Source organism: Microbacterium sp. (assembly GCF_047606385.1).
Taxonomy (GTDB): domain Bacteria; phylum Actinomycetota; class Actinomycetes; order Actinomycetales; family Microbacteriaceae; genus Microbacterium.
Map to the genome: position 1 here is coordinate 1 of NZ_JASGEL010000018.1, position 14,964 is coordinate 14,964.

At 72.2% G+C, this 14,964-nt stretch carries 13 protein-coding genes; 4 read left to right on the forward strand and 9 right to left on the reverse strand.

What is annotated here, in order from left to right:
• Window positions 1–1,089: amidohydrolase family protein (locus tag QM626_RS01590; RefSeq protein ID WP_415073248.1), on the reverse strand; the 1,089-nt coding region annotated here is incomplete at its 3' end.
• A 211-nt stretch (window positions 1,090–1,300) separates the two neighbouring features.
• On the opposite strand from QM626_RS01590, the gene QM626_RS01595 reads away from it, so the two are divergent.
• Window positions 1,301–2,263, forward strand: a complete 963-nt coding sequence (locus QM626_RS01595; RefSeq protein ID WP_415073250.1) for a PDR/VanB family oxidoreductase — start codon at window positions 1,301–1,303, stop codon at window positions 2,261–2,263.
• A gap of 178 nt (window positions 2,264–2,441) precedes the next feature.
• Here the strand turns inward: QM626_RS01595 and QM626_RS01600 are convergent, their stop codons facing one another.
• From QM626_RS01600 to glyA, 3 genes are all read right to left on the reverse strand, one after another.
• Entirely contained in the window at window positions 2,442–3,749 is a 1,308-nt protein-coding gene (locus QM626_RS01600; protein WP_415073252.1) for an amidohydrolase family protein, read from the reverse strand.
• A gap of 215 nt (window positions 3,750–3,964) precedes the next feature.
• A complete protein-coding gene (locus tag QM626_RS01605; RefSeq protein WP_415073254.1) occupies window positions 3,965–4,849 on the reverse strand; it encodes a bifunctional methylenetetrahydrofolate dehydrogenase/methenyltetrahydrofolate cyclohydrolase in 885 nt (294 codons plus the stop codon).
• A gap of 221 nt (window positions 4,850–5,070) precedes the next feature.
• Window positions 5,071–6,345: a serine hydroxymethyltransferase gene (gene glyA / locus QM626_RS01610; protein ID WP_415073256.1), complete on the reverse strand. Its 1,275-nt coding sequence runs from the start codon at window positions 6,343–6,345 to the stop codon at window positions 5,071–5,073.
• A gap of 160 nt (window positions 6,346–6,505) precedes the next feature.
• Between glyA and QM626_RS01615 the strand changes: the two genes are divergently transcribed.
• The 3 genes from QM626_RS01615 to QM626_RS01625 are packed head-to-tail and all read left to right on the forward strand — an operon-like array spanning window position 6,506 to window position 8,633.
• Entirely contained in the window at window positions 6,506–6,880 is a 375-nt protein-coding gene (locus tag QM626_RS01615; RefSeq protein ID WP_415073258.1) for a YrdB family protein, read from the forward strand.
• Complete coding sequence (locus QM626_RS01620; RefSeq protein WP_415073260.1) at window positions 6,877–8,235, forward strand: FAD-binding oxidoreductase; 1,359 nt, start codon at window positions 6,877–6,879, stop codon at window positions 8,233–8,235. The genes QM626_RS01615 and QM626_RS01620 overlap by 4 nt, the downstream gene beginning before the upstream one ends.
• Window positions 8,232–8,633: an NUDIX hydrolase gene (locus QM626_RS01625; RefSeq protein ID WP_415073262.1), complete on the forward strand. Its 402-nt coding sequence runs from the start codon at window positions 8,232–8,234 to the stop codon at window positions 8,631–8,633. The genes QM626_RS01620 and QM626_RS01625 overlap by 4 nt, the downstream gene beginning before the upstream one ends.
• A gap of 148 nt (window positions 8,634–8,781) precedes the next feature.
• Here the strand turns inward: QM626_RS01625 and QM626_RS01630 are convergent, their stop codons facing one another.
• The 5 genes from QM626_RS01630 to QM626_RS01650 form a co-directional block, all read right to left on the reverse strand.
• The gene (locus QM626_RS01630) at window positions 8,782–10,713 is read right to left on the reverse strand and encodes a glycoside hydrolase family 127 protein (RefSeq protein WP_415073264.1); all 1,932 of its coding nucleotides are present in this window, start codon (window positions 10,711–10,713) and stop codon (window positions 8,782–8,784) included.
• A 3-nt stretch (window positions 10,714–10,716) separates the two neighbouring features.
• Window positions 10,717–11,535: a carbohydrate ABC transporter permease gene (locus QM626_RS01635; protein WP_415073266.1), complete on the reverse strand. Its 819-nt coding sequence runs from the start codon at window positions 11,533–11,535 to the stop codon at window positions 10,717–10,719.
• The gene (locus QM626_RS01640; protein ID WP_415073268.1) at window positions 11,532–12,503 is read right to left on the reverse strand and encodes a carbohydrate ABC transporter permease; all 972 of its coding nucleotides are present in this window, start codon (window positions 12,501–12,503) and stop codon (window positions 11,532–11,534) included. The genes QM626_RS01635 and QM626_RS01640 overlap by 4 nt, the downstream gene beginning before the upstream one ends.
• A gap of 62 nt (window positions 12,504–12,565) precedes the next feature.
• Window positions 12,566–13,819, reverse strand: coding sequence for a sugar ABC transporter substrate-binding protein (locus tag QM626_RS01645; RefSeq protein ID WP_415073270.1), 1,254 nt, complete (start codon window positions 13,817–13,819; stop codon window positions 12,566–12,568).
• A gap of 43 nt (window positions 13,820–13,862) precedes the next feature.
• A complete protein-coding gene (locus tag QM626_RS01650; RefSeq protein WP_415073272.1) occupies window positions 13,863–14,882 on the reverse strand; it encodes a LacI family DNA-binding transcriptional regulator in 1,020 nt (339 codons plus the stop codon).
• Window positions 14,883–14,964 lie beyond the last annotated feature (82 nt).

The following is a 14,964-nucleotide window of genomic DNA, read 5'->3' on the forward strand; positions in this document are numbered from 1 at the left end:
GACCGAGCCCGCCCGCACCAGCAGCACGTCGGGCGCACCGTCGGCCGGCTCCGGCCGGAACACCCGGCGCCCGCCCGTCGCGGCGACCGCCCACGCCCGGGCCGGGTCGAGGTGGCCGGCGAGCACGAGCGCCGAGACGACGTCGACCATGTCGGCGTTGCCGAGCGGGTTGAACGGGTCCTGCACGTTGTCGCCGCCGGCCGCGAGCAGCACCCCCGCCTCGAGGATCGCGGTCAGCGGCGGGAGCGCCCGCGGGGTCGCGACGGGGTGCGCCCACCCCTGCAGGTACAGGTTCGTGAGGGGGTTGGTCACGATGCTCACCCCGGCGGCGGCGACCTCGTCGAGCACCCGGCCGAGCTCGCGCGGCTCGAGCATCGCGAGGCTCACGCAGTGGCCGGCGGAGCGGATGCGGTCCGCCGGCCACTGCGCGGTGACGCGCGCGAGCTCGCGCAGATCGCCCGCGTGCACATCGAGGGTCTCGTCGGCGTGCACGTCCACGCCGACGCCCGCCTCCTCGGCGAGCCGGAGAATGCGGTGCAGGTCGGCGCGCGGGTCGGGCGCGAGGTGGGGCGCGCCGCCGAGCAGGTCGACCCCGAGGGCGACCGCCTCGCGCACCAGCGCGTCGTCGCGGTCGAAGCCGGGCATCGCCACGAGCTGCAGGTCCACGAGGCCGCGGAACTCCTCCCGCAGCGCGACGAGCGCCCGCACGCCGCGGAGCGGGTCGTCGCCCTCGTGGAAGTTGACGTGGGAGCGGATCGAGAGCACCCCGGCCGACAGCGCCGCGCGCAGCTGGCGACGCGCGCCGACGACGATCTGCTCCTGCGTGAGCGAGGCACCGAACTCGCGCCAGCACGCGACCGCGTCCTCGAGCGACCCCTTGGGCCGGCCCGCAGCCTCCCAGGTGTACGCCTTGTCGAGGTGCGCGTGGAGGTCGGCCAGGGGCGGCAGCGCGATCCAGCCGGCGGCGTCCACCGTCACGGCGCCGTCCCCGACGACGAGCTCCGGGGCGTCCTCCTGCAGACGCGTGGCGCCCACGACACGGGACACCTCGTCGCCCGGGACGAGATGCTCCGGGGTGACCATGCTCATCGCACTCGCTCTCGTTCGGGATCGGAGGTCGTAGTCTTGTTGGCCAGACCAACAACTGGACTCATTGAACGCCCTCGCTGTTTCGGCGTCCGTGCGTCCGCGTTGCGTCCCTGTTACGTCCCGGCGGCGAGCGGCCCGCGGCCGGCGCCGCGGCGCACGCAGCGGCTACCGTGAGTGCGATCGACCGTCCAGACGCCGACGAGGAGAGAATGTGAGCTATTTCAGCGACGTGGAACGCGACCTCGTGGTCACCGCGCGCACGGAGGTCGCAGACGGCGTCGTCGCCCTCGACCTGGTCGCCCACAACGGCCGCGACCTGCCGGCGTGGACGCCGGGCTCTCACATCGACCTCGTGCTGGCGACCGGGATGGAGCGGCAATACTCGCTGTGCGGCGACCCGGCGGACCGGTCCACCTGGCGGGTGGCGGTGCTCCGCGAGGAGGCGGGGCAGGGTGGCTCCGCGCACGTGCACGACGCCGTCGAGGCCGGACAGCGACTGCGGGTGCGCGGCCCCCGCAACCACTTCGCGTTCGAGGCGGCGCCCGGCATCCGGTACCGGTTCGTCGCCGGCGGCATCGGGATCACCCCGATCCTCGGGATGGTGCGGGCGGCGGATGCCGCGGGCGCGGAGTGGACGCTCGACTACGCCGGCCGCGGCCGCGGCACGATGGCCTTCGCGGCCGAGCTGGTCGCGGCGTATCCGCAGCGGGTGCGCGTGCACGCCGCCGACGAGGGCTCCCGGCTCGACGTGCCCGCCCTGGGCCGCTCCCTCGCGCCGGCGGACGCCGTCTACGCCTGCGGTCCGGCCCGCCTGCTCGAGGCGCTGGCGGCGGCTGTGCCGGAGCCGCAGCTGCACGTCGAGCGGTTCGAGGCGATCGAGTTCGGCGACCCGGTCTGGCCGGACCCGTTCGAGGTCGAGCTGGTGGGCTCCGGCGATGTCGTGACCGTCGCGCCGAACCAGTCGATCCTCGAGGCGATCGAGGAGCAGTCGCCCGACACGCTGGTGCTCTCCAGCTGCCGCCGCGGCACCTGCGGCACGTGCGAGGTCGCCGTGCTGGAGGGCGAGGTGGAGCACCGCGACTCGGTGCTCACGCCGCTGGAGCAGGAGGGCGACACGGTCATGATGGTCTGCGTCTCGCGCGCCGCGTGTCCGCGGCTGGTCCTCGATCTGTAGCCGCCCTCTCCGTTCCGTGGTGCCGCCGCGGTGCCGCCCTGCGCGCCGGCGTCGGCGCACCCCTGCGCACGAGCATCGGCGCACCGGCGTCGGCGCCCCCTGCGCACAACTCAGGCAGAATCGCATGGGCCCGGCCTTCCGGAGCCAACGCGGCGGTTTCTGCCTGAGTTATGGACGCTCAGCGGGCGAGCCGGGCACGGAGCGCCGCGGCCAGGGCGGGCTCGTCGGCGGTCACGAGCCGATAGTCGCGCACGACCACCCGGCCGCCGACGACGACGTGGCGCGGCCGGCGGCCGGGTGCGGCCCACAGGAGACCTGCGACCGGGTCCGCGACGCCGGCGTCCGCGACCCCGGAGACGTCCCACACGCACAGGTCGCCGTGCGCGCCGGGGCGCAGGTGGCCGAGGTCCGGCCGGCCGAGGCCGATCGCGCCGTTCTCGGTGGCCATCGCCAGCACGGTGCGCGCCGGCAGCTGCGGGCCGACCAGGGCGGAGACCTGCATCGCCAGGCGGGCGTCTGCCAGCAGGTGGCCGGCGTCGTTCGAGCCGCCGCCGGAGGTGCCGAGGCCGACGGTGATGCCCGCGCCGAGCAGTCTCGCGACCGGCGCGACACCCCACCCCATCGGCACGTCGCAGGCCGGCGCGTGGGTCGCGGTGACGCCGGATGCCGCGAGCCGGACGATCTCGGCATCCGTGACGTCGCACAGGTGGGCGATCGTGACGCCGGGTTCGAGCCACCCCCACTCCGCCAGCAGGTCCAGGGGGCGCCGCCCGTACCGCTCGAGCGCGATCTCGGTGTCGACCTGCTCGTTCGCCTGCGTGCGCCGGCGCAGCCCGTGACGCGCGGCGATCTCGCCGAGTCGGCGGAACGTCGCGTCGGTGTCGGAGTGCACGCCGGCCGGCCCCACCGCGATCTGCAGAGTCCCGTCGGGGCTCACTCCCCCGGCGTGGTCGCCGCCCAGCAGTGCCTCGACGATCGCGTCCGCGCTCTCGGCCGCGAACCCGGGATCGTCCCGCGCGGTGCCGCGCACGAAGACGAGGCGGGCGCCGAGGGATGCGGCGGCATCCGCCACGGACCGGGCGATGCCCACGGTGTCGCCGATCGTTCCTCCGGCCGGCCAGTTCAGCTGGTGGTCGGCGACGGTGGTGACGCCGCACAGCAGCGACTCGGCGATGCCGACGGCGGCCGTCGCAGCGGTCAGCGAGCGGTCTATGCCGGCGGCGGCATACGCCCCGGCCATGACGGGCAGCCACTCGCGCATCGGGACGCCGCGGGTGCCCGGCAGCGTCCGGAACCCGCTCTGCAGCAGGTGATGATGGGCGTTGACCAGCCCGGGCGTGACGACGCAGCCTGTGGCGTCGAGCACGTCGCCGCCGAGCCCTGCGCCGGCATTCGAGACCCTGCCGTCGTCGCCGACGACGAGGTCGCCGTCCCGCTCGGCCTGGCCGTCGACGAGGATGCGGGTCGCCCCGCGCAGGGTCAGCATGACCCGATCGTCGCACCTCCGCGTTGCACGAGCGTTTCGTGCCCCTCGCCGCCGCGCTCAGCGGTCTCGCCGCCGCGCGGAAGAGATCTCGCCGCCGCGCTCAGAACTCAGGACGCCGCCGGCGACGCGCCGGCAGACACCGCTCCCATGGCCGCGCACGGGACGATCGTCCTGAGTTATGACCCGGCCGGGGATCGGACGCGGAGACCGGCGGTTCAGCCGGCGGTGGCGCGTTCGGCGGCTTCGACGACGTTGGTCATGAGCAGGGCGACGGTCATCGGACCCACCCCGCCCGGGTTCGGGGACAGGAACCCGGCGACCTCCGCGACATCCGGTGCGATGTCGCCGTACACCTTCGACTTCCCGGTCTCCGGGTCGGTCTCCCGCGTCACACCGACGTCCAGTACCGCGGCGCCCGGCTTCACATCCGCGGCGGTCACCAGATGCTTGACCCCGGCGGCGCCGACGATCACGTCCGCCTGACGCAGATACGTCGGCAGATCCACCGTCCCGGTATGCGTCAGCGTCACCGTCGCGTTGATGTCGCGGCGGGTCAGCAACAGCCCGATCGACCGGCCGATCGTCACCCCCCGGCCCACCACGACCACGTGCTTGCCGGTCAGGTCGTACCCGTTGCGGGTCAGCAGCTCGATCACACCCCGCGGCGTGCACGGCAGCGGCGAGGTGATCGGGGTGTTCACGTTCAGCACCAGCCGGCCCAGGTTCGTCGGGTGCAGACCGTCGGCATCCTTCGCCGGGTCGATCCGCTCCAGGATCGCATCCGTGTCGATGTGCGTCGGCAACGGCAACTGCACGATGTACCCGTGACACGACGGGTCCGCGTTCAGCTCGTCGATGAGCGCCTCGACCTCGGCCTGCGTCGCATCAGCCGGCAGCTCCCGCTGGATCGAGTTCATCCCGATCGCCTCGGACTGCTTGTGCTTCATCCCCACATACAGCTGCGACGCCGGATCCGCGCCCACCAGCACCGTCGCGATCCCCGGAGTCACCCCCCGGGCCTGCAACGCCGCCACCCGCTCCGCCAGCTCCGCCTTGATCGCCGCCGCCGTCGCCACACCATCCAGCCGCACCGCCGTCATCGAGAACTCCTCACCTCGTCGTGTCCCGGCATCCCCCACCCGCGAGACCGCATCCCGGCGCCGAGACCCTGGGGAAACCCCACCCTCTCGGCGCACAGATGCGGTCTCGCGGAAACGCGAGGTCGGATGCCGCCACGGATCACTATGTCGATAGTGAAAGCGGACGGCAACCCTCGGATGCCGAAGTTTTCAGTTGACTGTAACCTATCGTGCCCGGGAGGTCACCGGGACAGCCCCGGGTACAGCGGGAACGCGGCCGTCAGCGCCGCCACCCGCATGCGCAGCGCCTCGACGTCTGCGCCGGGCAGCAGCGCCGACGCGATGATGTCGGCGACCTCGCTGAACTCGGCGTCGCCGAAGCCGCGGGTCGCGAGCGCGGGCGTGCCGATGCGCAGGCCCGAGGTCGTCATCGGCGGCCGCGGGTCGTTCGGCACCGCGTTGCGGTTGACCGTGATGTGGATCTCGTGCAGCAGGTCCTCGGCCTGCTTGCCGTCGATCTCGGCGTCGCGCAGGTCCACGAGCACCAGGTGCACGTCGGTGCCGCCCGAGCGCACCGCGATGCCGGCCGCGGCGACGTCTGGCTGCGAGAGCCGCTCGGCCAGCAGCGCGGCGCCGCGCAGCGTGCGCTCCTGCCGGTCGCGGAACTCCGGCGTCGCCGCGAGCTTGAACGCGGTCGCCTTCGCGGCGATGACGTGCATGAGCGGACCGCCCTGCTGGCCGGGGAAGACGGCCGAGTTGATCTTCTTCGCGATGTCCGCGTCGTTGGTCAGGATGAAGCCCGACCGCGGACCGCCGATGGTCTTGTGCACGGTCGAGGACACCACATGCGCGTGCGGCACGGGCGAGGGGTGCACGCCCGCGGCCACCAGGCCCGCGAAGTGCGCCATGTCCACCCACAGGTAGGCGCCGACCTCGTCGGCGATCGCGCGGAAGCGGGCGAAGTCGAGCTGGCGCGGGTAGGCGGACCACCCGGCGACGATCACCTTCGGCGTGTGCTCGCGGGCGAGACGCTCGACCTCGTCCATGTCGATGAGGCTCGTCTCGGCGTCCACGCCGTAGGCGACGATGTCGTACAGCCGGCCCGAGAAGTTGATCTTCATGCCGTGGGTGAGGTGCCCGCCGTGATCGAGCGACAGGCCCAGCAGCGTGTCGCCGGGGCGGGCCAAGGCGTGCAGCACGGCCGCGTTGGCCTGCGCGCCCGAGTGCGGCTGCACGTTGGCGAACTCGGCGCCGAACAGCGCCTTGGCGCGCTCGATCGCGAGCTCCTCGGCGACGTCGACCTCCTCGCAGCCGCCGTAGTAACGGCGCCCCGGGTAGCCTTCGGCGTACTTGTTCGTGAGCACCGAGCCCTGCGAGGTCAGCACCGAGACCGGTACGAAGTTCTCGGACGCGATCATCTCGAGGTAGCCGCGCTCACGCTCCAGCTCGCGCTCGAGCACCTGCGCGATCTCGGGGTCGACCTCGGCGAGCGGGGCGTTGAAATACGGATCGGTCATGGCGATCTCCTTGACTACGGCGTGCTGAATGGAAGGTCCACATCGGCCCAGGCGTGCGGTCGAATGCCGTCGTCAGTCGCTCCCCGGTGGGAACCCACCTCAACGCCAGTCGCGACGGCTCCGATCATACCGGAGCGAGGAGCGCCCGTAGACTGGGCCGGTGACCCCGAACACCCCCGCCGAGCTGCCCGCGGGCACCCGCGCGCCGCTGTCGGCCGTCGACGTGCTGGCGTTCGCGTGCGAGATCGTCGCGTTCGGCGTGCTCGCGTTCTGGGGCTTCGCGGGCTGGCCGTTCGCGTGGAACATCCTGTTCGGGCTCGGCACCCCCGCCGTGGCGATCCTGCTGTGGGCGCTGTTCGTCTCCCCCCGTGCCGTGCTGGCCGTGCACCCGTTCGTCCGGGCGATCGTCGAGCTGCTGGTCTACGCCGCCGCGACCGCCGCATTCTGGGACATGAGCATGACGTGGGTCGGCCTCGCCTACGCCCTCGTCGCGATCACCGTGGGCCTCGTCGCCGGACGCCGGCGCCTGGCATGACCGACGTCGTCGCCCGGCTGCGCGACGCGCTCGGAGACATCGTCGACACCTCGGATGCCGCCCGCGCCGCCGTGCGCGCCGACAAGTCCGGGCACGCCGCCGCCGGCACGCCGCTCGCGGTCGTGCACGCGGCGTCCGTCGCCGATGTGCAGGCCACGCTGCGGATAGCGACCGAGACCGGCACGCCGGTCGTCCCCCGCGGCGCCGGGACCGGGCTGGCGGGCGCCGCGAACACCGGCGCCGGCGAGATCGCGCTGTCGCTGCGCGCCATGGACCGCCTCCTCGAGGTGCGCCCCGACGACCTGCTGGCCGTCGTCGAGCCCGGCATACTCAACGCCGACCTGAACACCGCCCTCGCGCCGCACGGCGTGTGGTGGGCGCCCGACCCGGCCAGCCGCGAGATCTCCACGGTCGGCGGCAACATCGCCACCGGCGCCGGGGGCCTGCTGTGCGCGAAGTACGGCGTCGTGCGCGATGCGGTGCTGGCACTGGACGTCGTGCTCGCCGACGGCCGGCTGCTGCGCCTGGGCCATCGCAGCGTGAAGGGCGTGACCGGCTACGATCTGACCTCGCTGCTGATCGGGTCGGAGGGGACGCTGGGAGTCGTCGTGGGGGCGACGCTGAAGCTGCGCCGGCTGGTGCCGGGCGGCGTCTGCACGATCGCCGGCGTGTTCCGGGGCGTGCGCGAGGCGGCGGCCGCCTCGGCCGCGGTGACCGCGGCCGGCATCCAGCCCGCCATCATGGAGCTGATGGATGCGGCGAGCCTCGCCGCCGTCCACGACCTGCTGGCCCTGCCGGCCCCGCCGCCCGGCGCCGCGCAGCTGACGATCCAGACCGACGGTCCCGCCGCCGCGGCGGACGCGTACGCGATCGCCGCGGTGCTGCGCGCCGGCGGCGGCGAGGTCGCCGTCTCGGACGACCCCGCCGAGGGCGAGCGCCTGCTGCGCATCCGCCGCTCGATGCACCCGGCGATGGAACGGCTGGGCACGACCCTCATCGAGGACGTGTCGGTGCCGCGCTCGGCGCTGCCGGCCATGTTCGACGAGATCGCCCGCATCGAGCGCGAGTACGGGCTCGTGATCCCGACGGTCGCGCACGCCGGCGACGGCAACCTGCACCCGAACTTCGTCTTCGACGGCCCCGAGGTGCCGCCGGCGGTGTGGGATGCCGCGGGCGAGCTGTTCCGCGCCGCGCTGCGCCTGGGCGGCACCCTCACCGGCGAGCACGGCATCGGGGTGCTCAAGCGCCGCTGGCTGAAAGGCGAGCTCGGCTCGGACCAGTGGGAGCTGCAGCGGCAGATCAAGCGCGTCTTCGACCCGGCCGGCATCCTCAACCCCGGCAAGGTGTTCGCGTGAGCGCACCCGTCGTGCACGTGTCGGCGGCGGTGGTGACCGACGAGCGGGGGCGTGCGCTGGTGGTGCGAAAGCGCGGCACGACGCTGTTCCAGCAGCCCGGCGGCAAGCCCGATCCGGGCGAGACCCCGCTGCAGACGGTACGCCGTGAGGTCGCCGAGGAGATCGGCGTGCACGCGGATGCCGATGCCTACACACCCCTCGGCCGGTTCCGCGACGACGCGGCGAACGAGCCGGGCCACCTCGTGGTCGCCGACGCATTCGCGCTTCGCATCCGCCACGACGACGCGATCGCCGCGGCCGAGATCGCCGAGCTGCGCTGGCTCTCCGCCGACGAGCTGGACGCCGTGCCGCTGGCGCCGCTCAGCCGGCGACAGCTGCTGCCGCTGGCCTGGGCCTGAGCGCCGCAGCTGCCCGGCGTGCCATAACTCAGTCTGGACTCCGGGCAGGCCGGTGCCGGCGCCCGGAATTCCGGGCTTCCCGGCATCCGGAGCAGCAGCCCAGGCGGAGTTATGACACGCGCGCGCCCGGACACGCCCGCGCCCGGCCTCAGGCCAGCGGCACGAAGACCCGCATCGTCGCGGGGCCGCGCTCGGCCCAGCGGTGATAGGGCACGAAGGTCAGATCGAGCCCGGATACCGACAGCGGCGCGCTCGCGGGATGGTAGGGGAGGTCCCCGGCGGACGACCCGGCCGGCAGCGCGAGCGCTCCGGCGGCTCGTGCTCCGCCGGCGCGGTCCGTGAGCGGAGCCGCCGCATCCACCCGCACGTCCGCCAGCTCCATGTCGGTCGGCAGATCCGTCGACTCCAGGCACAGCACCAGCGGACCGCGCTCGAGTGCCACCGTGCCCCGCAAGGCGTCGATGCGAGGATCGGGCCAGGACAGCCGCGGCGCCACGGGAAGGTCGAGGACGACCTCGTCTCCGGTCGCGAAGCGGCGTCGCACATCCACCCAGCCGGCGGCGACGGCCTCGGGTGCCCCCTCCCCCACGCGGAGGGTGGCACCGAGCGCCCAGGCCGGCACGCGAAGCCGCAGGCGCGCCTCGCCGTGCGGCGCCGCCACGATCTGGATGCGGACCATGCCGTGGTCGGGGTAGTCGGTCACGACCTCGAGCACGAACCCGCCCATGCACACCCGCCCGGGGGCGTATTGCAGCAGGACCGCTCCTTCGCCGTCGGCCGCCGCGACGTAGGCACCGAGCGACGCCATCGTGCGGGCGAGGTTCGTCGGACAGCACGACACCTCGAACCACGGCGCCCTCACCCCGCCCTCGGCCCGGGTGTTCACCCCGTCCCGAGGCTGGCCCCCGGGCTCCCGCTGGTGCAGCGGATTGGCATAGAAGAAGGCGCGGCCGTCTTCGCTCGGCGACGTCGCGACGACGTTGAAGAGCGTGCGCTCGATCAGGTCCGGATACCGGACGTCCCCCGTCGCCAGATACAGCCGCCACGCGAGCATGATCGACGCGACGCCGGCGCACGTCTCGCAGTACGCGCGGTCGGCGGGCAGCTCCCAGTCGTCCCCGAACCCCTCGTCCTGGTGTCTGGACCCCATGCCTCCGGTCAGGTACGTCCGTCGCTCGACGGTGCGCTCCCACTGTCGCGTGAGCGCGTCCCGCAGAGCTTCGTCGCCCGTCTCGACGGCGACGTCGACCGCTCCCGCCGAGAGGTAGAGCGCCCGTACGGCGTGACCGCGCAACACCTCGGCGTCGCGGACCGGCACGTCGTCCTGGAAGTACTCCGCCGACCGCAGCGGCGGGACGCGCAGGGTGCCCCTCCCCCGACGCTCGACGAACAGACGCGCCTGTTCGAGGTAGCGACGCTCGCCGAGGGCGCGCCCCGCCTCGACGAGCGCCACTTCGATCTCGGGGTGGCCGCAGATGCTCTCGCGTCCGCCCTCCCCGAATTCCTGGCAGATGTGGTCGGCTGCCCGGCGTGCGATGCCGACCAGCGGATCGGTCGGGTGCCCGGTGCGCACGCGCGCGACGGCGGCCTGCAGCAGGTGCCCCATGTTGTATAGCTCATGCCCCATGCCCATGTCGGAATACCGCGGCGGCAGGCCGGGGTGGCCGAAGGCCGTGCCGAGATAGCCGTCGGCATCCTGCGCCGCTCCGATGCGGGCGACGAGGGCGTCGAAGGCGGCGGCCGGTCCGGGATCGGCCGCGCGGCCCGCCTCCCACGCCATCGCCTCCAGCAGCTTGTACACCTCGGAGTCGGAGAACTGCCAGCCGGGTCGATCGAGTGTGGTCTCGCCGCGCGCGACGCGGTCGAAGTTCTCGATCCATCCCAGACGCTCCATCCATTCCAGACAGTGCGCGAGCGTCGCCTCGGCGTTCACCCGCTGACGGCGCCCCCAGAAACCGCTCGGATCGAGCGTCACGTCATCGACGGCCGCGCCCCGGCGGGATCCACCCGTGGGGGCGACGGGCACCGCCGCGACGTGGTCGAGCGCTCCGGACTGGTTCGGGCTCACGGACGAGGTCACGGATCAGTCCTTCACAGCCCCGGCGGTGACGCCGGCGGCAACGTAGCGCTGGGCGATCACGAGCAGGATCGCCGCGGGGAGGGAGGCGACGACCGCGGTCGCCATGATCGCGTTCCACTGGGTCGTGTTGTTGCCGATGTAGTTGTAGATGCCGAGCGTGATGGGCTTCAACGCCGAGTTGCGCGCGAGCGTGGATGCGAACACGAAGTCGGACCACGCCCACAGGAAGGCGAACAGCGCGACCGTCAGCACCGAGTTGCGGCTGAGCGGAAGCACCACGGACGTGAAGGTCCGCCAGGTGCCGGCGCCGTCGATGCGGGCCGCCTGCAGCAGCTCGCGCGGGAGCCCGCTCATGAACGCCGTGAACAGCAGGACGCCGAAGGGCACGGCGATCGTGGAGTCGGCGAGGATGAGGCCGCCGATGCTGTTGAGCAGGCCGATCCGCACGTAGATGGCGTAGAACCCCATCGCCATGACGACCCCGGGGATCATCTGCGCGACCAGCAGCACGAAGTTCAGGGCACGGCCCCCACGCATGTTCAGCAGGCTGATCGCGTACGCCGCGGGCGCCGAGATCACGACGGTGAGCACGACGCAGCCGAGGCCGATCGCGAGGCTCGTGACCAGGTTCGGAAGCTGCTGGTTGAGCACGGCGACGTACCCGTCCAGCGTGGCATCCACCGGGAACAGATGCGGGGGGCTGAGCCGCAGGTCGCTCGTCTTGGTCAACGACACGTTGACCATCCAGTAGACGGGGAAGAGCATCAGGATGGTGAAGACCACGCCCAGCGCGGTCTTCCACCACAGGCGGCGAGCGGTCATGAGTTCTCCTGTCTGCGCTGCACCCGCAGGTACAGGAGCCCGAAGATCAGGGCGATGATGATGAGGATGTTGCCGATCGCCGCCGCGGGCGACAGATCGGGCTGGCCGGTTCCGAAGGCCTCCCGGTACGACCACACGGCCAGCGTCGTCGACGCGTTGGCGGGTCCGCCGGCGCTCATGACCCAGATGATGTCGACGACCTTGAGCGTGTAGACCAGGCCCAGCAGCACGGTGATCGCCGAGACCGGGCGCAGCAGCGGGAACGTGATGCTCCAGAACTGCCGCCATGCCCCGGCGCCGTCGAGCGCAGCCGCCTCGTAGAGGTCGGCCGGGATGTTCTGCAGCCCGGAGTAGAGGATGACGAGGTTGAACGGGATGCCGAGCCAGATGTTCGCGATGATGACGGCGATCAGAGCGGTGTCGGGCGAGGTCAGCCAGTTGACCGAGCCGAGACCGGCGGCCTGCAGGAAGGAGTTGACGACGCCGTTGTCGCTGCCCAGCATCCACGACCAGGTCGAGCCGGAGACGATCAGCGGCAGCAGCCATGGCACGAGGAACAGGGCGCGCAGCACGCCGCTGAGCCGGAAGCCGTTGCGGAAGAACACCGCGAGGGCGAGCCCGATCGCGTATTGGAAGATCAGCGATCCGATGACGAACACCGCGGTGTTCCACAGCGCCGTGCCGAACAGCGACGAGGTCACGATGTCGATGTAGTTCTGCAGCCCGACGAACTCCGCATCGCCCTGCACGAACGCGCGGACCGTGTAGTCATGGATGCTGAGGTCGATGCTGCGCACCAGCGGGTAGGCGTAGAACGCGATCAGATACGCCAGCAGCGGGGCGGCGAAGCCGAGCGCGACCCAGCGGGATCCGTCGAGTCCCCCGCCACGACGTCGGCGAGCCGGCGGCACCGTCACGGAGACGGTGTCGGTGGTCGCCCCCGCGGAGCGCGTGGTCGAAGTCGTCATGGGGTGTCCTTGGGGGGATGTCCGGGGCGGGCGGCGTGCCGCACGCCCGCCCCGGATCGGGATTACTTGGCGACCGCCGCCGCCGCGGCGGTCTGCGCTGCGGCGAGCGCATCCGCCGGGGAGGACGCGCCGGAGAGGGCGCTCTGGACCGCGGTCCACAGCTGCTCGGAGATGAGCGGGTAGTCGGTGCCGAGGTTGTCGCTGGTGCGACCCTTCGCCGACTGCACGGCCGAGACCCACGTGTCGAGTTCGGGGTGCTCGGTCAGCAGCTCTTCCTGGCCGGCCTCGGTCGGCGGGATGTAGTAGGCGAAGGTGTCGGCGGTCTGCACGAAGCCCTCGGTCGTGGTCATGCAGTCGATGATCTGCTTCGTCACCCCGTAGCGGGCGGTGTCCTGCTGCACGGGAGCCACGATGAACTCCCCGCCGGTGGGCGCGGGCGCGGCGCCGCCGTCGATGGCCGGCAGCACGATCACGCCGGTGGTGAACGACTGGTCCGCTGCGCTGTCGACCTGCCAGGTGCCGTTCTCGGCGAAGGCGAAGTCGCCGGTGGCGAACTCCTCCCAGCTGGTGTTCTGCGAGTTGCTGATCACCGACTGCGGGGCGTAGCCGTTCTTGACCCAGTCGGTCCACAGCGCCAGCGCCTCGACGGCCTGGCTCGAGTCCAGATCGGTCAGGTCGGCGCCCGCCCCCCAGAACCACGGCAGGAACTGGAACGAGCCCTCCTCGGTGCCGATGCCGGCGAAGGTGATGCCCTTGTGCCCGGCGGCGGTGACGGTGGCCAGTGCATCGGTGAGCGAGGCCCAGTCCGTGATGGATGCCGGGTCGATGCCGGCGGCGGAGAGGATGTCGGCGTTGTAGTACAACGCCAGCGTGTTGGCGCCGATCGGGATGCCGTAGGTCTCGCCGTCGAGCTCCCCGGCGGCGAGCAGGTTGGCGTCGATGTCGGACGTGTCCAGCCCCAGCTCGTCGGTGGTGGTGAGCATGCCGGTGGAGGCGAGCGTGGACACCGCGGGGTTGTCGAGCAGGATGATGTCGGGCGAGGTTCCCTCCTGCGCGGCGAGCAGCGCCTGGTTGGTCAACGCGGTGGTGTCGTACGAGGTGCGGTCGATCGTCACGCCGGCCTCGGTGCCGCACTCCTGCACGCGTGTGGCCCAGTCCGAGTTCTCATCGTGCTGGGGGTACGGATCCCACCAGGTGTAGGTGCCGCCGGCGTCCGACGAGCTCGAGTCGCCCGAGCCGGCGCAGCCTGCGAGCGCGCCCACCGCGACGACGGCGACCGCGACCGCGAGCGGCACGCGGAGCTTACTGCTGGTCATTGTTCCTCCTTGAACGCGGCCCGGCTGCCCGGGCCTCTTGGTGTCACTTTCGGGATGGCGCGGCGATGGAGCCGCGGTCGTCGATGACGGGCGCGATCAGGTCGACGACGTAGGTGTCCGCATCCGCGGTGCCGGTGATGCGGGAGACGAGGTGCTCCACCGCGCGGCGCCCGAGCTCGTCGGCGGCGCTGTCGATGGCGGAGAAGGGGAGGGAGAAGGTGCGAGCGAAATCGTCGGAGTACCGGCCGATGACGGACAGGTCGTCGGGCGATGCCAGCCCGCGCGACTGCAGGACGGTGGGAAGGGCGGCGGCCGCCGCCTCGTTGTTGAGCAGGAGACCGGTCACGTCCGGGTGCGCGTCCAGGAGCGCGTGGAGGTCGCGTCCGATCTCGGGCTGACCCGAGGCGCCGAAGAGGTGGTGCAGGCGCACGCCCAGCTCGTCGGCACGGTCGCGGGCGGCATCCGCCAGTCGTGACACGTATGCGCCGCCCCGCTCGAGCACATGCTCCGGCTGGGAGACGAGCGCCAGCTCGCGGTGCCCCAGATCGTGCAGGCGCTCTACCATGAGACGGCCCGCGGCGGCGAAGTCGAGGTCGAACACGTCGAACCCGTCCGTCTCACCGGGCAGTCCGACGAGAGCCCCCGGCTGCGCCGCGGTGCGCAACGGCTCGAGCCGCTCGTCGCGCTCCGACACGTTCAGAAGGACGAAGCCGTCGACCATCCGCGAGTCCGAGATGCGACGGAGCGCACTCGCGCCGTCGTCCTCCGAGACGAACAGCGTGTCGTAGCCCAGCGCGCGTGCCCGATTGGTGATGCCGAGGATGTACTGCAGCATGGCGGGCGCGAACTCGTCGTCGAAGAACTGGCCGAGCAGGGCGATCACGTTGGTCCGCGAGGTCGCGAGCGCACGGGCTCCGGCATTGGGCGTGTAGCCCAGCTCCCGGACGGCGTCCTCGACCTTCCGGCGGACGTCCGCCGAGATGGAGCGCTTGCCCGACAGCGCGTAGGAGGCGGTGCTGCGGGAGACCCCCGCCGCTCGCGCCACGTCTCCGATCGTGACCATCTTCGTGCCTCCTCGCACCGTCCACGCCGCGACGAATGGCGTGGCGAACCGGTTCGATGTCGAACCGGTTCGACTGTAGCCG